This is a genomic window from Pseudomonas piscis (assembly GCF_009380155.1).
Taxonomy (GTDB): domain Bacteria; phylum Pseudomonadota; class Gammaproteobacteria; order Pseudomonadales; family Pseudomonadaceae; genus Aquipseudomonas; species Aquipseudomonas piscis.
In genome coordinates, this window is sequence record NZ_WHUV01000001.1 from 638,102 (window position 1) to 653,900 (window position 15,799).

18 protein-coding genes are annotated in these 15,799 nt (G+C 62.4%); 10 read left to right on the forward strand and 8 right to left on the reverse strand.

What is annotated here, in order from left to right; genetic code table 11:
- Nucleotides 1-17: 17 nt before the first annotated feature.
- The 5 genes from lptB to GDH07_RS02960 are packed head-to-tail and all read right to left on the reverse strand — an operon-like array spanning nucleotide 18 to nucleotide 3,357.
- Nucleotides 18-743 carry an LPS export ABC transporter ATP-binding protein gene (gene lptB, locus GDH07_RS02940; protein ID WP_022642325.1) on the reverse strand — a complete coding sequence of 242 codons (726 nt, stop codon included), beginning with the start codon at nucleotides 741-743 and terminating at the stop codon, nucleotides 18-20.
- Nucleotides 743-1,288, reverse strand: coding sequence for a lipopolysaccharide transport periplasmic protein LptA (gene lptA, locus GDH07_RS02945; RefSeq protein ID WP_053134140.1), 546 nt, complete (start codon nucleotides 1,286-1,288; stop codon nucleotides 743-745). Before lptA ends, lptB begins: the two co-directional genes overlap by 1 nt.
- Nucleotides 1,275-1,847 (reverse strand): LPS export ABC transporter periplasmic protein LptC, encoded by a 573-nt coding sequence (gene lptC / locus GDH07_RS02950; RefSeq protein WP_085596309.1) that lies wholly within the window; start codon nucleotides 1,845-1,847, stop codon nucleotides 1,275-1,277. The genes lptA and lptC overlap by 14 nt, the downstream gene beginning before the upstream one ends.
- Nucleotides 1,848-1,857: 10 nt before the next feature.
- Nucleotides 1,858-2,382: a KdsC family phosphatase gene (locus GDH07_RS02955; RefSeq protein ID WP_022642327.1), complete on the reverse strand. Its 525-nt coding sequence runs from the start codon at nucleotides 2,380-2,382 to the stop codon at nucleotides 1,858-1,860.
- A complete protein-coding gene (locus tag GDH07_RS02960) occupies nucleotides 2,383-3,357 on the reverse strand; it encodes a KpsF/GutQ family sugar-phosphate isomerase (RefSeq protein ID WP_031320905.1) in 975 nt (324 codons plus the stop codon).
- A 263-nt stretch (nucleotides 3,358-3,620) separates the two neighbouring features.
- Here GDH07_RS02960 and GDH07_RS02965 point away from each other — a divergent pair, with 263 nt between their 5' ends.
- The 10 genes from GDH07_RS02965 to hisC all read left to right on the forward strand — a co-directional run bounded on the left by GDH07_RS02965 (nucleotide 3,621) and on the right by hisC (nucleotide 11,607).
- Complete coding sequence (locus GDH07_RS02965; protein WP_022642329.1) at nucleotides 3,621-4,430, forward strand: ATP-binding cassette domain-containing protein; 810 nt, start codon at nucleotides 3,621-3,623, stop codon at nucleotides 4,428-4,430.
- The gene (gene mlaE, locus GDH07_RS02970) at nucleotides 4,430-5,227 is read left to right on the forward strand and encodes a lipid asymmetry maintenance ABC transporter permease subunit MlaE (protein ID WP_022642330.1); all 798 of its coding nucleotides are present in this window, start codon (nucleotides 4,430-4,432) and stop codon (nucleotides 5,225-5,227) included. Before GDH07_RS02965 ends, mlaE begins: the two co-directional genes overlap by 1 nt.
- A complete protein-coding gene (gene mlaD, locus GDH07_RS02975) occupies nucleotides 5,227-5,694 on the forward strand; it encodes an outer membrane lipid asymmetry maintenance protein MlaD (RefSeq protein ID WP_011059277.1) in 468 nt (155 codons plus the stop codon). The genes mlaE and mlaD overlap by 1 nt, the downstream gene beginning before the upstream one ends.
- Nucleotides 5,695-5,705: 11 nt before the next feature.
- Nucleotides 5,706-6,359 carry an MlaC/ttg2D family ABC transporter substrate-binding protein gene (locus GDH07_RS02980; protein WP_103325013.1) on the forward strand — a complete coding sequence of 218 codons (654 nt, stop codon included), beginning with the start codon at nucleotides 5,706-5,708 and terminating at the stop codon, nucleotides 6,357-6,359.
- Nucleotides 6,356-6,661: an STAS domain-containing protein gene (locus GDH07_RS02985; protein ID WP_085596302.1), complete on the forward strand. Its 306-nt coding sequence runs from the start codon at nucleotides 6,356-6,358 to the stop codon at nucleotides 6,659-6,661. The genes GDH07_RS02980 and GDH07_RS02985 overlap by 4 nt, the downstream gene beginning before the upstream one ends.
- Nucleotides 6,662-6,779: 118 nt before the next feature.
- On the forward strand, nucleotides 6,780-7,019 hold the full coding sequence (locus GDH07_RS02990; RefSeq protein ID WP_022642333.1) for a BolA family protein: 240 nt from the start codon (nucleotides 6,780-6,782) through the stop codon (nucleotides 7,017-7,019).
- A 22-nt stretch (nucleotides 7,020-7,041) separates the two neighbouring features.
- Nucleotides 7,042-8,307, forward strand: a complete 1,266-nt coding sequence (murA, locus tag GDH07_RS02995) for a UDP-N-acetylglucosamine 1-carboxyvinyltransferase (RefSeq protein WP_022642334.1) — start codon at nucleotides 7,042-7,044, stop codon at nucleotides 8,305-8,307.
- Nucleotides 8,308-8,432: 125 nt separating this feature from the next.
- Nucleotides 8,433-9,068, forward strand: coding sequence for an ATP phosphoribosyltransferase (hisG, locus tag GDH07_RS03000; RefSeq protein WP_152896646.1), 636 nt, complete (start codon nucleotides 8,433-8,435; stop codon nucleotides 9,066-9,068).
- 155 nt (nucleotides 9,069-9,223) lie between these two features.
- A complete protein-coding gene (gene hisD / locus GDH07_RS03005) occupies nucleotides 9,224-10,552 on the forward strand; it encodes a histidinol dehydrogenase (protein WP_022642335.1) in 1,329 nt (442 codons plus the stop codon).
- A gap of 2 nt (nucleotides 10,553-10,554) precedes the next feature.
- Entirely contained in the window at nucleotides 10,555-11,607 is a 1,053-nt protein-coding gene (gene hisC / locus GDH07_RS03010) for a histidinol-phosphate transaminase (protein ID WP_152896647.1), read from the forward strand.
- Nucleotides 11,608-11,697: 90 nt separating this feature from the next.
- Here the strand turns inward: hisC and GDH07_RS03015 are convergent, their stop codons facing one another.
- From GDH07_RS03015 to algW, 3 genes are all read right to left on the reverse strand, one after another.
- Nucleotides 11,698-12,417: a DUF4198 domain-containing protein gene (locus GDH07_RS03015; RefSeq protein ID WP_178124025.1), complete on the reverse strand. Its 720-nt coding sequence runs from the start codon at nucleotides 12,415-12,417 to the stop codon at nucleotides 11,698-11,700.
- Nucleotides 12,418-12,438: 21 nt separating this feature from the next.
- Nucleotides 12,439-14,544 carry a TonB-dependent siderophore receptor gene (locus GDH07_RS03020; protein WP_152896649.1) on the reverse strand — a complete coding sequence of 702 codons (2,106 nt, stop codon included), beginning with the start codon at nucleotides 14,542-14,544 and terminating at the stop codon, nucleotides 12,439-12,441.
- A gap of 84 nt (nucleotides 14,545-14,628) precedes the next feature.
- The gene (gene algW / locus GDH07_RS03025; RefSeq protein ID WP_022642338.1) at nucleotides 14,629-15,783 is read right to left on the reverse strand and encodes a Do family serine endopeptidase AlgW; all 1,155 of its coding nucleotides are present in this window, start codon (nucleotides 15,781-15,783) and stop codon (nucleotides 14,629-14,631) included.
- Nucleotides 15,784-15,799 lie beyond the last annotated feature (16 nt).

The window sequence follows — 15,799 nt, forward strand, 5'->3', positions numbered from 1 at the left end:
GTCCAGCACCTCAGCCCTTACAGGCGGAACTCATGGCCCAGGTAGACTTCCTTGACCAGTTCGTTGGCCAGGATGGTCTGGGAGTCGCCTTCGGCGATCAGTTGTCCGTCGTTGACGATATAGGCGGTCTCACAGATGTCCAGGGTTTCGCGGACGTTGTGGTCGGTGATCAGCACGCCGATCCCCTTGGCCTTGAGGTGGTGGATGATCTGCTTGATGTCGCCGACCGAGATCGGGTCCACGCCAGCGAAAGGTTCGTCCAGCAGGATGAACTTGGGGGCGGTAGCCAGGGCGCGGGCGATTTCCACGCGACGGCGCTCACCACCGGACAGGCTCATGCCGAGGTTGTCGCGGATGTGGTTGATGTGGAATTCCTGCAGCAGGCTTTCCAGCTCCTGGCGGCGGCCGGCCTTGTCCAGCTCCTTGCGGGTCTCGAGGATGGCCATGATGTTGTCGGCCACCGACAGCTTGCGGAAGATCGAGGCTTCCTGGGGCAGGTAGCCGATACCGGCACGGGCGCGGCCGTGCATCGGCTGGTGGCTGACGTCCAGGTCGTCGATCAGGACTCGGCCCTGATCGGCTTGGACCAGGCCCACGATCATGTAGAAGCAGGTGGTCTTGCCGGCACCGTTGGGGCCAAGCAGGCCGACGATCTGGCCGCTGTCGATGGACAGGCTGACATCACGTACGACCTGGCGGCTCTTGTAGCTCTTGGCCAGGTGCTGGGCTTTGAGAGTTGCCATTACTGGGCCTTTTGCTCGTCGGTTTTCTTTTTCGGCTGGATGACCATGTCGATTCGCGGACGTGGCGCGGTAACCGAGCTGCCGTTGGCGCGACCGGCGTTGGCCACTTGCTTGACGGTGTCGTAGACGATCTTCTCGCCTTCGGTAGTGTTGCCGTCGTTGATGACCTTGGCCTTGTCGATCAGCACGATGCGGTTTTGCTGGGCATGGTACTGGATGGTCACGGCATAGGCCTGGACCGGCTTCGGATCGGTCTGCTTCTGCAGTTGCTCGAAGTAGGCCAGGTTGCCCACCGAGGTCACTACGTCGATTTCACCGGTTTTGGCCCGGGTGATGGTCACGGTGTTGCCGGTGATCTTCATCGAGCCCTGGGTGATGATTACGTCGCCCTTGTAGGTGGCCACGCCATTCTTGTCGTCGAGCTGGGCGTCATCGGCCTGGATACGGATCGGCTGTTGGCTATCGTTCGGCAGAGCCCAGGCGCTCACGCTTCCCAGTGCTGCGCCCAGACTGAGCAAAATAGGGAGGGTTTTAACGAGCCTCATACTGTCCTCTTACGTTCGATAGCAGGTTCATCCTGCCGTCTTTCAAATACGCTTTCATTCCCTTGGCAGTGGTCACGCCGTCGGCGCCGTCGATTCTAACGGCTTGCTCGGTCTGCGCATATTGCTTCTGCGGGAATACTGTCATGCGGCTGGTGGTGATCAGCAGGTTGCGATTTCTCTCGTCGGTTCGGGCCACGCGGACGGAGTCGATCAGCTCGACTTCGGTGCCATCGGGGTTGACCTCGCCACGCTCGCTCTGGACATGCCACGGATAGGTGGTGCCGCGATACATCTGCAGGTCAGGCTTGGTCAGCAGGGTCACTTCGCTGGCCTTGACGTGCTCGACCTTGTCCGAGGTCATCTCGTACTGCAGCTTGCCATCGGGCAGGTACTGCACGCTGTGGGCGTTGATCACGAAATAGTCGATGGCGCTTTCATCGACCTGCACCACTGGCTTGTCGAGAAACCGCTCAGGGCTGATGTTCCAGTAACCGACCGCCGCGAACAGCAGGGCGATGGTCCCGAAGATCAGGATGTTGCGAATCTTTTTGCTCAGCATCGGTGGGACCCTATAAATAAGCAGCGTTGGCTGCTTCGAGGCGGTCCTGGGCATGCAGGATCAGTTCGCAGAACTCGCGGGCAGCGCCTTCGCCGCCCCGTGCCGTTGTAGTGCCGTGGGCATGCTCGCGGACGAACGGGGCCGCGTTGGCGACCGCCATGCCCAGGCCGACGCGGCGGATCACCGGCAGGTCGGGCAGGTCATCGCCCAGATAGGCGACCTGTTCATAGCTTAGGCCCAGTTGGGCGAGAAGCCCGTCCAATACCACCAGTTTGTCTTCGCGGCCCTGGTACAGGTGAGGGATTCCCAGGTTCTTGGCCCGGCGCTCCACTACTGGCGTCTTGCGACCGCTGATGATGGCGGTTTGTACTCCGGCTGCCATGAGCATCTTGATGCCCTGGCCGTCGAGAGTGTTGAAGGTCTTGAATTCGCTGCCATCCTCGAGGAAGTACAGGCGCCCGTCGGTCAGCACGCCATCGACGTCGAAGACCGCCAGCTTGATGTGCTTGCCGCGTTGCAGCAGGTCGTCGTTCATTTACATCACTCCCGCGCGCAGCAGGTCGGACAGGTTGAAGGCGCCGATCGGGCGATCCTCGTTATCCACCACGATCAGTGCGTTGATTCGATTGTCTTCCATGATCTTCAAGGCTTCGGCTGCCAGCATTTCGGCGCGTGCGGTCTTGCCGCGCAGGGTCATGACTTCATCGATGGTGGTGTGATGGATGTCGATGTTGCGGTCCAGGGTGCGGCGCAAGTCGCCGTCGGTGAAGACCCCGGCCAGGCGCCCGTCGGCCTCGGCGATAGCGGTCATGCCCAGGCCCTTGCGGCTCATCTCCATCAGGGCGTCCTTGAGCAGGGTGCCGCGCTGGACCTGGGGCAGCTGTTCGCCGGCATGCATGATGTTTTCGACCTTCAGCAGCAGGCGACGCCCCAGTGCACCACCAGGGTGGGAGAAGGCGAAGTCTTCGGCGGTGAAGCCGCGCGCCTCCAGCAGCGCCACGGCCAGGGCATCGCCCATGACCAGGGCGGCGGTGGTCGAGGAGGTCGGTGCCAGGTTCAGCGGGCAGGCCTCATGTTCGATATGGGCGTTGAGGTTGACGTCGGCGGCTTTGGCCAGCGGTGAATCAGGGTTGCCGGTAATACTGATCAGTTGGATGCCCAAGCGCTTGATCAGTGGCAGCAGGGTCACGATTTCATTGGTGGAGCCGGAGTTGGAGAGGGCGAGGATCACATCGTCGCGGGTGATCATGCCCATGTCGCCATGGCTGGCTTCGGCCGGGTGGACGAAGAACGCCGTGGTGCCGGTGCTGGCCAGGGTGGCGGCGATCTTGTTGCCGATATGCCCGGACTTGCCCATGCCGACCACTACTACTCGACCTTTGCTGGCCAGAATCATCTCGCAAGCACGAACGAAATCTGCGTCGATATGGGGCAGCAAGCTCTCTACTGCCTGGATTTCGAGGCGAATTGTGCGTTGTGCCGATTGAATCAGGTCGCTGGATTGACTCATGTCTGAAATCGTATAGCCCGATGAAAAGGCGGCGATTATAGCGGTAATGATCGAATCCCTCACGCAAGTTCGTCAGCCTTTGTCTACTTGCGCAGAGAATCCGGCGATTTTGCCTGTCCTATACCTGAACGGTCATGGCTTCGGCCTTGGGGGCTCTGCATCAGCAGTGATATAGTTCGCCGCCAGTTCGGCCTGCCCAGGGGCACGTGCTCTCGGGAGAGAGCCTAGCGTCCGAGTGTTAGGCTGCATCGCAAGGAGTTTAGATGAGTGCCGACAACGCTTACGCGGTCGAGCTGAAGGGCGTTTCCTTCAAGCGCGGTGCGCGCAGCATATTCAATAACGTGGATATCCGTATTCCGCGGGGCAAGGTCACCGGCATCATGGGGCCTTCCGGCTGTGGGAAAACTACCCTGTTGCGCTTGATGGGCATGCAGTTGCGGCCTAGCAGCGGCGAGGTCTGGGTCAATGGCCAGAACCTGCCGACGCTCTCGCGCAGCGATCTGTTCGATGCTCGCAAGCAGATGGGCGTGCTGTTCCAGAGCGGTGCGCTGTTCACCGATCTGGATGTCTTCGAGAACGTGGCCTTTCCGCTGCGGGTGCACACCCAGCTGCCTGACGAAATGATTCGTGACATTGTCCTGCTCAAGCTGCAGGCGGTGGGGCTGCGTGGGGCCGTCGACCTCATGCCTGATGAGCTTTCAGGCGGCATGAAGCGCCGGGTCGCCCTGGCCCGGGCCATCGCCCTGGATCCGCAGATCCTCATGTACGACGAGCCTTTCGTGGGCCAGGACCCGATCGCGATGGGGGTGTTGGTGCGCCTGATTCGCCTGCTCAACGATGCCCTGGGCATCACCAGCATCGTGGTGTCCCATGACCTGGCGGAAACCGCGAGCATCGCCGACTACCTCTATGTAGTGGGTGATGGCCAGGTGTTGGGCCAGGGAACTCCTGCCGAGTTGATGGACTCCGACAATCCGCGTATCCGGCAATTCATGAAGGGCGATCCCGACGGCCCGGTACCGTTTCACTTTCCAGCGCCGGACTACCGCGCAGATCTTCTGGGGAAGCGCTGATGCGCAAGATATCGCTAATCGAGAGGATTCGCCTCTTCGGTCGCTCAGGCATCGATGTCCTGGCGGTACTGGGGCGTTCCACCCTGTTCCTGTTCCATGCGCTGCTCGGTCGCGGCAGCATCGGCGGTGGTTTCGGCCTGTTGGTCAAGCAACTGCATTCAGTGGGCGTCATGTCCCTGGTGATCATCGTCGTGTCGGGGATCTTCATCGGCATGGTGCTGGCGCTGCAGGGCTTCAACATCCTCTCCAGCTACGGTTCGGAGCAGGCGGTAGGCCAGATGGTCGCCCTGACTCTGCTGCGCGAGCTGGGGCCGGTAGTCACCGCGCTGCTGTTCGCCGGGCGCGCCGGTTCGGCACTGACCGCCGAGATCGGCAACATGAAATCCACCGAGCAGCTCTCCAGCCTGGAGATGATCGGTGTCGATCCGCTCAAGTACATCATCGCCCCGCGCCTGTGGGCCGGTTTCATCTCCTTGCCCCTGCTGGCCATGATTTTCTGCGTGGTGGGTATCTGGGGGGGCTCGTGGGTGGCCGTCGACTGGCTGGGAGTCTATGAAGGCTCCTACTGGGCGAACATGCAGAACAGCGTGAATTTCAGCAGTGACGTGCTCAATGGCGTGATCAAGAGCATCGTCTTTGCCTTTGTAGTGACCTGGATCGCCGTATTCCAAGGCTACGACTGTGAGCCCACCTCAGAGGGGATCAGCCGTGCCACTACCAAGACCGTGGTGTACGCCTCGTTGGCCGTACTGGGCTTGGACTTTATTCTGACCGCCTTGATGTTTGGAGATTTCTGATGCAAAACCGCACCCTGGAAATCGGTGTCGGCCTTTTCCTGCTGGCCGGCATCCTGGCTTTGCTGTTGCTTGCCCTGCGGGTCAGTGGCTTGTCTCCGACCGCGAGCACCGATACTTATAAACTTTATGCCTATTTCGACAATATCGCCGGTTTGACGGTCAGAGCTAAGGTGACCATGGCCGGGGTGACCATCGGCAAGGTCACGGCAATCGATCTGGACCGCGACAGCTTCACTGGCCGGGTGACGATGCAGCTGGAAAAGCGCGTGGATAACCTGCCGACCGACTCCACTGCATCTATCCTGACTGCTGGCCTGTTGGGTGAGAAATACATCGGTATCAGCGTGGGTGGGGAAGAGGCCCTGCTCAAGGATGGTGGAACCATCCACGACACCCAGTCGTCGCTGGTATTGGAAGACCTGATCGGTAAATTCCTGCTCAATACCGTTAGCAAAGACGCCAAATGAGGAGTTTTTCGATGATTTCTATCTTGCGACGTGGCCTGCTGGTGCTATTCGCTGCGCTGCCGTTGCTGGCCAATGCGGCGAGCCCGACCTCCGCCCATGACCTGGTGCAGGACACTACCAACCGCCTGCTGGCCGATCTTGCCGCCAATAAAGAGAAGTACAAGCAAAGCCCGAACGACTTCTACAACTCCCTGAACGGTATTGTCGGCCCGGCGGTGGATGCCGATGGCATCTCCCGCAGCATCATGACCGTCAAGTATTCGCGCAAGGCCACCCCGGAGCAGATGGCGCGCTTCCAGGAGAACTTCAAGCGCAGCCTGATCCAGTTCTATGGCAACGCGCTGCTGGAATACAACAACCAGGGCATCACCATTTCTCCTCCCAAGGATGAAAGCGGTACCCGTACCAGCGTCGACATGCAGGTCAAGGGCAACAACGGGGCGATCTACCCGGTGTCCTACACCCTGGAGAAGATCAGCGGCGAGTGGAAAATTCGTAACGTGATCATCAATGGCATCAATATCGGCAAGCTGTTCCGCGATCAGTTCGCCGATGCCATGCAGCGCAACGGCAACAACCTGGACAAGACCATCGACGGCTGGGCCGGCGAAGTGGCCAAGGCCAAGGAAGCTACCGACAACGCCGCGCCAAAGGCCGAGCAATGAGCGAGGCGGGCGTACGCCTCGGTACCGCCGGGGAGCTGTTGATCAGCGGCGTGCTGGACTATCGCAGCGGCCCGGGCCTGCGCAAGCAGGGCCAGGCGCTGATCAAGTCGAGCCAGGCCCCGGCGCTGGTGCTCGACTGCTCGGCGGTAGAGCGCTCCAGCAGTGTCGGCCTGGCCTTGTTGCTGGCCTTCATGCGTGACGCCCAGGCGCTGGGCAAGGCCGTGAGCGTGCATGCGCTTCCGGACGGCATGAAGGAAATCGCCGAGGTGTCCGGGGTGACCGAGATCCTCGCGCAGCCCTAGTCGCCACAGGGTCACGCAAAGCCCCCCGTCAGAGTCCTGCTTATGCGGGGTTCGCAGGCGCGGGGCTTTTTTGTATGATGTCCGACCCGCGCGCACAGGGCGCCGATTGAGGTTGAGCATGCAGGCCAACGAAGTGAAGAGCTTTCTCGAGGGAAAGCTGCCCGGAACTCAGGTAGAAGTTGAGGGCGAAGGCTGCAACTTTCAGCTGAACGTGATTAGCGACGAACTGTCGGCCTTGAGCCCGGTTAAGCGTCAGCAGAGCATCTATGCCCATTTGAATCCATGGATTGCCAATGGCAGCATCCACGCGATCACCATGAAATTTTTCAGCCGCGCGGCCTGGGCCGAGCGCACCTGAGCCCAAGGGCGTCGAGACTCTTATGGATAAATTGATTATTACCGGCGGTGCTCGCCTCGATGGCGAGATCCGCATTTCCGGGGCCAAGAACTCCGCGCTGCCTATCCTGGCGGCAACCCTGCTGTGCGATGGCCCGGTCACCGTGGCCAACCTGCCGCACCTGCACGACATCACCACCATGATCGAGCTGTTCGGTCGCATGGGCATCGAGCCTGTGATCGACGAGAAACTCAGCGTCGAGATCGACCCGCGCACCATCAAGACCCTGGTGGCGCCTTACGAGCTGGTCAAGACCATGCGTGCCTCGATCCTGGTGCTGGGCCCGATGGTCGCGCGCTTCGGTGAAGCCGAAGTGGCCTTGCCTGGCGGCTGCGCCATCGGCTCGCGTCCGGTGGACCTGCACATCCGCGGCCTGGAAGCCATGGGCGCGCAGATCGACGTCGAAGGCGGCTACATCAAGGCCCGTGCCCCCGAAGGCGGCCTGCGTGGCGCGAACTTCTTCTTCGATACCGTGAGCGTGACCGGTACCGAGAACATCATGATGGCCGCTGCCCTGGCCAAGGGCCGCAGTGTGCTGCAGAACGCCGCCCGCGAACCCGAAGTCGTCGACCTGGCGAACTTCCTGATCGCCATGGGTGCGAAGATCTCCGGCGCCGGCACCGACACCATCACCATCGATGGCGTCGAGCGCCTGCACTCGGCCACCTACAAGGTCATGCCCGACCGTATCGAGACCGGCACCTACCTGGTGGCCGCCGCCGTTACCGGTGGCCGGGTCAAGGTCAAGGATACCGATCCGACCATCCTTGAAGCCGTATTGGAAAAACTCAAGGAAGCGGGCGCCGAAGTCACCACCGGCAGCGACTGGATCGAGCTCGACATGCACGGCAAGCGCCCCAAGGCGGTCAACGTGCGTACCGCTCCATACCCGGCGTTCCCGACCGACATGCAGGCGCAGTTCATTTCCCTGAACGCGATTGCCGAGGGCACTGGCGCGGTGATCGAGACCATCTTCGAGAACCGCTTCATGCACGTGTACGAGTTGCACCGCATGGGCGCCAAGATCCAGGTCGAAGGCAACACCGCCATCGTTACCGGCGCCGACCTGCTCAAGGGCGCGCCAGTGATGGCCACCGACCTGCGGGCCTCGGCCAGCCTGGTGATTTCGGCCCTGATGGCCGAAGGCGATACCCTGATCGATCGCATCTACCACATCGACCGTGGCTACGAGTGCATCGAAGAGAAGCTGCAGATGCTGGGCGCGAAGATCCGCCGCGTACCGGGCTAGCCTGCCGTGGGCACAGGGAGGTGCCACAGATTCTTGTTCCACGTCGAGCCTGTCTTCAGGCTCGACGCATGTCTGGCGCCGTTTGCGTCCGGGCATCAGTCGCCGCATAAGGACTTACGTTACTCATGTTGACCATCGCACTGTCCAAGGGCCGTATCCTCGACGACACGCTGCCGCTTCTGGCTGAAGCGGGCATCGTGCCAACCGAGAATCCGGACAAGAGCCGCAAACTGATCATCCCCACGACCCAGGACGATGTACGCCTGCTGATCGTGCGTGCCACCGACGTGCCGACCTATGTCGAGCATGGCGCCGCTGATCTCGGGGTGGCCGGCAAGGACGTCCTGATGGAGTACGGCAGCCAGGGCCTGTACGAGCCGCTGGACCTGCAGATCGCCAAGTGCAAGTTGATGACTGCCGGCGCCGTCGGTGCCCAGGAGCCCAAGGGCCGCCTGCGGATCGCCACCAAGTTCGTCAACGTGGCCAAGCGCTACTACGCCGAGCAGGGTCGCCAGGTGGACATCATCAAGCTCTATGGTTCCATGGAGCTGGCACCGCTGATCGGCCTGGCGGACAAGATCATCGACGTGGTCGATACCGGCAATACCCTGCGAGCCAATGGCCTGGAACCCCAGGAACTGATCGCTACCATCAGCTCCCGCCTGGTGGTCAACAAGGCATCCATGAAGATGCAGCACGCCCGCATCCAGTTGCTCATCGATACCCTGCGCAAGGCAGTGGAATCGCGACACCGCGGCTGACTCACATGCGTGGCCCCCGAGCCGCGCCCATCTATCCGCGTCATACCCAGCATGCTCAGGTGCCCACGCGGATGGCCTGGTAGTCTTGCGGCGCCTGAGTCATGCAAAACCAAGCTTGTCCTTTTGTGCATTCGCCAATCAATGAGGCCTTCGCTATGACCGCTCCCACTGCAATTCGCCGACTCAACGCTGCCGATGCGGATTTCGCCCGACATCTGGATCATCTGCTGAGCTGGGAAAGCGTGTCCGACGACGCGGTCAACCAGCGTGTGCTCGACATCATCAAGGCCGTGCGCGAGCGCGGTGATGCGGCGCTGGTGGAGTTCACCCAGCGTTTCGATGGCGTCCAGGCCAAGGCCATCGATGACCTGATCCTCGACCGTGCCCGCCTGGAGCTGGCCCTGACCCGCATCACCCCGGTACAGCGCGAGGCCCTGGAAAAGGCCGCCAACCGCGTGCGCGTCTACCATGAGCGGCAGAAGCAGGACTCCTGGCAGTACACCGAGGCCGATGGCACCGTGCTCGGCCAGAAGGTCACGCCCCTGGACCGTGCCGGCCTGTATGTGCCGGGCGGCAAGGCGTCGTATCCGTCTTCGGTGCTGATGAACGCCATCCCGGCGAAAGTTGCCGGCGTCTCCGAGGTGGTGATGGTGGTGCCGACTCCTCGTGGCGAGGTCAACGAGCTGGTGCTGGCCGCAGCCTGCATCGCCGGGGTCGACCGGGTGTTCACCATCGGTGGCGCCCAGGCCGTGGCCGCGCTGGCCTATGGCACCCAGAGCGTGCCCCAGGTGGACAAGATCGTCGGTCCGGGCAACATCTATGTGGCCACCGCCAAGCGGCATGTATTCGGCCAGGTCGGTATCGACATGATCGCCGGTCCCTCGGAGATCCTGGTGGTGTGCGATGGCCAGACCGATCCGGACTGGATCGCCATGGATCTGTTTTCCCAGGCCGAGCATGATGAGGATGCCCAGGCGATCCTGGTCAGCCCGGATGCCGAGTTCCTCGATCGGGTAGCCGCCAGCATCGCCAAGCTGCTACCGACCATGGAGCGGGCCGAGATCATCAACACCTCGATCAATGGCCGGGGCGCGCTGATCCAGGTCCGCGACATGCAGCAAGCCATCGAGGTGGCCAACCGCATCGCCCCCGAGCACCTGGAGCTATCGGTGGCCGACCCGCAAGCCTGGTTGCCGCAGATCCGCCACGCCGGGGCGATCTTCATGGGCCGCCACACTTCGGAGGCCTTGGGCGACTACTGCGCCGGCCCGAACCACGTGCTGCCGACTTCCGGCACCGCGCGTTTTTCCTCGCCGCTGGGGGTGTATGACTTCCAGAAGCGCTCGTCGATCATCTTCTGTTCCGAGCAGGGCGCATCCGAACTGGGCCGTACGGCCTCGGTGCTGGCCCGTGGCGAGTCGCTGACCGCCCACGCCCGCAGCGCTGAATACCGTATTGTCGACGACCAAGATCAGGGGCAATGAGCATGAGCAAATTCTGGAGTCCGTTCGTCAAGAACCTGGTGCCCTACGTACCGGGCGAACAACCCAAGCTGACCAAGCTGGTCAAGCTCAACACCAACGAAAATCCCTATGGCCCGTCGCCCAAGGCCCTGGCCGCAATGCAGGCCGAGCTCAACGACAACCTGCGGCTGTACCCCGATCCCAACAGCGACCTGCTCAAGCAGTCGGTGGCCAGCTACTACGGGGTGAAGGCCAACCAGGTGTTCCTCGGCAACGGTTCCGACGAAGTCCTGGCGCACATCTTCCATGGCCTGCTGCAACAGGACCTGCCGCTGCTATTCCCGGACATCAGCTACAGCTTCTATCCGGTGTATTGCGGCCTGTATGGCATCGATTTCGACGCGGTGCCGCTGGACGAGCAATTCCAGATCCGCGTGGCCGACTACGCCAAGCCCAATGGCGGCATCATTTTCCCCAACCCGAATGCGCCTACCGGTTGCCTGTTGGCCCTGGAGGCGGTGGAGCAGATCCTCAAGGCCAGCCCCGATTCGGTGGTGGTCGTGGATGAGGCCTACATCGATTTCGGTGGCCAGACCGCCATCAGCCTGGTGGACCGCTACCCGAACCTGCTGGTGACCCAGACCCTGTCCAAGTCCCGTTCCCTGGCGGGTTTGCGGGTGGGCCTGGCGGTAGGGCATCCGGACCTGATCGAGGCCCTGGAACGGGTCAAGAACAGCTTCAACTCCTACCCCCTGGATCGCCTGGCGATTGTCGGTGCGGCCGCGGCTTTCGCAGATCGCGAGTACTTCCAGAAGACTTGCCAGCAGGTAATTGAAAGTCGCGAATGGCTGGTGGCGCAGTTGCAGGCCAAGGGTTTCGAAGTGCTGCCTTCGGCGGCCAACTTCATCTTTGCCCGCCACCCGCAACACGATGCCGCGGGCCTGGCAGCCAAGCTGCGGGAGCAAGGCGTGATCGTGCGTCACTTCAAGCAGCAGCGGATCGCCCAGTTCCTGCGGATCAGCATCGGCACGCCGGAGCAGAACCAGGCCCTGGTCGACGGATTGGGGCAGCTCTAAGCGGCAAGCTGGAAGCCCTGAGCATGTGCCTGGGGCTTCTCGCTTGCAGCTAAAGGCTTGCCGCTTTGCCACTGCAGCCTGCGGCTGCGCTTATTCGTGGTGCGGTTGTCCCAGGAATGTCAGGGAGCTGAACAGGCCGCGGGAGGCCGCGTCGGGGTTGTCCTTGAGCGGCACCTCGACCTGCGCGGCGATCACGTTCAAGCCCTCGTTGCGCACCAGTACCTGGGCGCGGCCCTGGGCATCGGTCTCGGTGCTCAGGGTATTGGGTGCATTGCGGTAATCCCCCACCAGCTTCACTCCCGCCGCCGGCTGGCCGTCGAGCAGGACCCGTACCGGCAGGCTCTTGCCGGGCCCCACCAACAGCGGATCGGTCTCGGGCAGGATCACCAGCTTGAGCTGATCGAGGCTGGGTAGCTTCGCTCCGGGCTGATAGATCGCCAGGCTGTACTTGAAGGTATGGGTCGAGGCGATGGCGCCAGGCACCTGGCTACGTCCCTGGTTGATCCACTGTTTGTCGGCGGTTTGCGACCAGGGCCCGTTGTCCAGGGCGACCGCCAGCACAGCTGGAGGCTTGAGCGGTTGCAGCCGGGCGTGATCGGCAAGGCGTTGCACCGTCACCGGGATCATCCTTCCCAGGCTGTCATAGGCCCAGGCGCCGCTGATCTTGCGCGGCTTGAAGGCATCATCCTCGGCGCCATGGCCGTACACCACCTCGATGTTGCCGCGTCGCTGTTCGGTCCACAGGCCATGGGCCACGGCCTGGGTGGTGCCCAGGGTGCCGAGCAGGCCCAGCAGGACAATGGTTTGCATCGATTGCATGGTGGTTCCCTTCTACAGGTTGAGTGTCAGGCTGACGGTGAAGTTGCGCGGTTCTCCCGGGGTGACCCAGTAGTTGCTGTAGGAGCGCTCGTAGTACTTCTCGTCGAACAGGTTGTTCAGGTTCAGGCCCAGGGTCAGGTTGTCGCTGGCTTTGTAGTGGGCCAGCAGGTCCAGGGTACGGTAGGCGGGAAGTTCGAAGCGGCCTCCGGCCTCGCCCGAACGGTCGCCGACATAAGTCAGGGCCGCGCCGATATCCGAGCCCTTGAGGCGACCGTCCTGGAATTCATAGACTCCCAGCAGGCTGCCACTGTGCTTGGCGACCCCGAGAATGCGGCTGCCGGTGGGAATTGCCTGGTCGCCCTTGGTGACTTCGGCATCGATCAGCGCATAGGCGCCAATCACCCGTACCGCGTCGCTCAGCTGCCCACTGAATTGCAAATCGAAGCCCTGGCTGCGTGCCTTGCCCATGGCGCGGCTGGAATCGGTGCCGGGATCCAGGGCCAGGACGTTTTCCTTGTCGATGTGGAAGGCGGCAAGAGTGGCGCTCAGGCGTTCGTCGAACAGCTCGCTCTTGATCCCCACTTCATAACCGACGCCTTCCTCGGGATTGAAGGTCTTGCCGGCAGCATCCACCCCATTGTTGGGCTTGAACGAGGTGGAGGCGTTGGCGAACAGGCCGAACTGCGGAGTCAGTTGATACAGGAGCCCGGCGCGTTGGGTCAGGGCATCGTGGTTCTGGCGGCTGCGCTTGCCGGTGGCGTGGTCGTCGATCCGTTGCTCGAAATGTTCGAAACGCGCGCCCAGCATGCCGCGCAGGCGTTCGCTGAAGACGATCTGGTCCTGGAGGTTCAAGGCGCGGCTTTCGACGTGCTCGAAAAAGTCAGTGCCGGAGCGCTTGCCGTCGGGCTTGGCCTGGCCGTAGACCGGGTTGTAGATATCGATGGCATAGGGGCTGCCAGCAATGGCGGTGACCCGCTCGTTCTTGCGGTAGTTCTCGTACTCGCTACCGATTAGCAGCTCATGCTGCCAACTGCCGAGGTCGAACAGGCCCCGCAGTTCCAGCTGGGTGATGCTGTCGTGCCAGTTATTGTCGCGCTCGCGGTAGCGCCGGTCGACGGTATGCCGGTCGGCATTCAAGGGGCGGGTTTCCGAGGCGAAGCCCCACAGCTTGCCCTCCTTGTAGTGGCTGGCCAGGCGCAGCTTCCAGTTGTCGTCGAGGTGATGTTCCAGGCTGGCCTGAAGCATGCTGTTGTGGTTGTCGATGTTGCCGTCGCTGGGCTCGCCGAGAAAGGTCGAGCGCGAGACGCCATTCCAGCGGTTGCCGGGGGCGACGATGCCGCGGTCGAAGGTCGAGCTGTGGCGAACGAACTCGCTTTCCAGCAGCAGGCTGGTATCCGGGTTCAACTGCCAGCTCAAGGAGGGGGCGACGAACACCCGGCGACTGTCGACGTGCTCGCGAAAGCTGTGGTTGTCCTCCACCGCCAGGTTGACCCGCGACAGCAGGTTGCCCTGGGCATCCAGCGGGGTGTTGAGGTCCAGTTCGGTGCGGTAGCGATCCCAGCTACCGGCACTGGTGCGCAGGGTGGTGAATGCCTGCGGCTGGGGCTTCTTGGTGACGATGTTCACCGTGCCCCCGGGGTCGCCGCGGCCGTAGAGGCTGGCGGCCGGGCCCTTGAGCACTTCGATGCGTTCGATGCTGGCGGCGTCCGGGGTGCTGGGGTAGCCACGATTGGCGCTGAAGCCGTCCTTGTAGAACTCCGAGGTGGTGAAGCCGCGGATGCTGTATTCATACAAGGTCAGGCCGCCGAAGTTGTTCTGCTTCGAGACGCCTCCGGCGAAGTCCAGGGCCCGCTCGACGTTACTGCTGCCCAGGTCCTGGAGCACGCTGGTGGGGATCACGCTGATGGACTGCGGGATCTCGCGAATCGCCGTATCGGTCTTGGTGGCGCTGGCGGAGCGGGTGGCGCGGTAGCCTTTCACCGGGCCCGTGGCGGATTCGGACTCGCCGCTGATGCGGATGGTCTCCAGTTCCACCGGCTGCGGTTCTTCGGCGTATACGGGATCGGCCAGCAGGCCCAGGGCCAGGCCTGCCAGGGTGAAGATTCTTCGGGGCGTCATGGGGCTGTTCCAATAGCGATATTGAAACAATATAACATGACCAATGAGAGTGTATATTGTTAGCCCGGCATGGCCGGGCTCACATCATTCCTCTTCCTTGACTGGCGCGGGAGGCGGTCGCAGGCCGATCTCGGCAGTCAGCTTGAGTTCCTTGCCGTTGCGCATGACCTGGATCGCCACCTTCTCGGTGGGCTTGATCCGGGCCACCTGGTTCATCGAGCGGCGGCCGTCGCCGGCAGGTTCGCCATCGATGCTGAGGATCACGTCGCCCAGTTGCATGCCGGCCTTTTGCGCCGGGCCATCGCGGAAGATCCCCGCCACCACGATGCCCGGGCGCCCGGCCAGCCCGAAGGACTCCGCCAGCTCCTGGGTCAGCGGCTGCACCTCGATTCCCAGCCAGCCACGGATGACCTGGCCGTGTTCGATGATCGACTTCATCACTTCCATGGCCAGCTTGATCGGGATGGCGAAGCCGATGCCCTGGGAGCCGCCGGACTTGGAGAAGATCGCGGTGTTGATGCCGGTCAGGTTGCCGTTGGCGTCCACCAGGGCGCCGCCGGAGTTGCCCGGGTTGATCGCCGCATCGGTCTGGATGAAGTCTTCGTAGTTGTTCAGGCCCAGCTGGTTGCGGCCAGTGGCGCTGATGATGCCCATGGTCACGGTCTGGCCTACCCCGAACGGGTTGCCGATGGCCAGGGCGACGTCGCCAACGCGGACGTTTTCCGAGCGGCCGACGGTGATCGAGGGCAGGTTCTTCAGATCGATCTTGAGTACCGCCAGGTCGGTTTCCGGGTCGCTGCCGATGACCCGGGCCAGGGTTTCCCGGCCGTCCTTGAGGGCCACCACGATTTGCTCGGCGCCGGAGGTCACGTGGTTGTTGGTCAGCAAGTAGCCTTCGGGGCTCATGATCACCCCGGAACCCAGGCTCGACTCCATGCGCTGCTGCTTGGGCAGGTTGTCACCGAAGAAGCGTCGGAACTGCGGGTCCTCGAACAGCGGGTGGGCCGGCCGGTTGATCACCTTGGTGGTGTACAGGTTGACCACCGCAGGGGCGGCGATGATCACCGCATCAGCGTAGGACACTGGTCCCTGTTGGGTACCAGTGGTTTGCGGCGCTTGCTGCAGGTTCACATCCAGGCTGGGCAGGCCGACCCATTGCGGGTAACGCTGAATAATCAACAACGCGATAAGCACGCCGGCCAGTAGTGGCCAGCCGAAAAAACGCAGAGCCTTGAGCATCGGGCAAGTCCTGGGT

Excerpts from the sequence above, each read along its gene's own strand:
- GDH07_RS02955 (WP_022642327.1), bottom strand. The coding sequence starts at position 2,382 with ATGAACGACGACCTGCTGCAACGCGGCAAGCACATCAAGCTGGCGGTC.
- GDH07_RS02980 (WP_103325013.1), top strand. The coding sequence starts at position 5,706 with ATGATTTCTATCTTGCGACGTGGCCTGCTGGTGCTATTCGCTGCGCTG.
- lptB (WP_022642325.1), bottom strand. The coding sequence starts at position 743 with ATGGCAACTCTCAAAGCCCAGCACCTGGCCAAGAGCTACAAGAGCCGC.
- mlaE (WP_022642330.1), top strand. The coding sequence starts at position 4,430 with ATGCGCAAGATATCGCTAATCGAGAGGATTCGCCTCTTCGGTCGCTCA.
- GDH07_RS02965 (WP_022642329.1), top strand. The coding sequence starts at position 3,621 with ATGAGTGCCGACAACGCTTACGCGGTCGAGCTGAAGGGCGTTTCCTTC.
- murA (WP_022642334.1), top strand. The coding sequence starts at position 7,042 with ATGGATAAATTGATTATTACCGGCGGTGCTCGCCTCGATGGCGAGATC.
- algW (WP_022642338.1), bottom strand. The coding sequence starts at position 15,783 with ATGCTCAAGGCTCTGCGTTTTTTCGGCTGGCCACTACTGGCCGGCGTG.
- GDH07_RS02985 (WP_085596302.1), top strand. The coding sequence starts at position 6,356 with ATGAGCGAGGCGGGCGTACGCCTCGGTACCGCCGGGGAGCTGTTGATC.
- hisD (WP_022642335.1), top strand. The coding sequence starts at position 9,224 with ATGACCGCTCCCACTGCAATTCGCCGACTCAACGCTGCCGATGCGGAT.
- GDH07_RS03020 (WP_152896649.1), bottom strand. The coding sequence starts at position 14,544 with ATGACGCCCCGAAGAATCTTCACCCTGGCAGGCCTGGCCCTGGGCCTG.
- hisC (WP_152896647.1), top strand. The coding sequence starts at position 10,555 with ATGAGCAAATTCTGGAGTCCGTTCGTCAAGAACCTGGTGCCCTACGTA.
- mlaD (WP_011059277.1), top strand. The coding sequence starts at position 5,227 with ATGCAAAACCGCACCCTGGAAATCGGTGTCGGCCTTTTCCTGCTGGCC.
- GDH07_RS02990 (WP_022642333.1), top strand. The coding sequence starts at position 6,780 with ATGCAGGCCAACGAAGTGAAGAGCTTTCTCGAGGGAAAGCTGCCCGGA.
- hisG (WP_152896646.1), top strand. The coding sequence starts at position 8,433 with ATGTTGACCATCGCACTGTCCAAGGGCCGTATCCTCGACGACACGCTG.
- lptA (WP_053134140.1), bottom strand. The coding sequence starts at position 1,288 with ATGAGGCTCGTTAAAACCCTCCCTATTTTGCTCAGTCTGGGCGCAGCA.
- GDH07_RS02960 (WP_031320905.1), bottom strand. The coding sequence starts at position 3,357 with ATGAGTCAATCCAGCGACCTGATTCAATCGGCACAACGCACAATTCGC.
- GDH07_RS03015 (WP_178124025.1), bottom strand. The coding sequence starts at position 12,417 with ATGCAAACCATTGTCCTGCTGGGCCTGCTCGGCACCCTGGGCACCACC.
- lptC (WP_085596309.1), bottom strand. The coding sequence starts at position 1,847 with ATGCTGAGCAAAAAGATTCGCAACATCCTGATCTTCGGGACCATCGCC.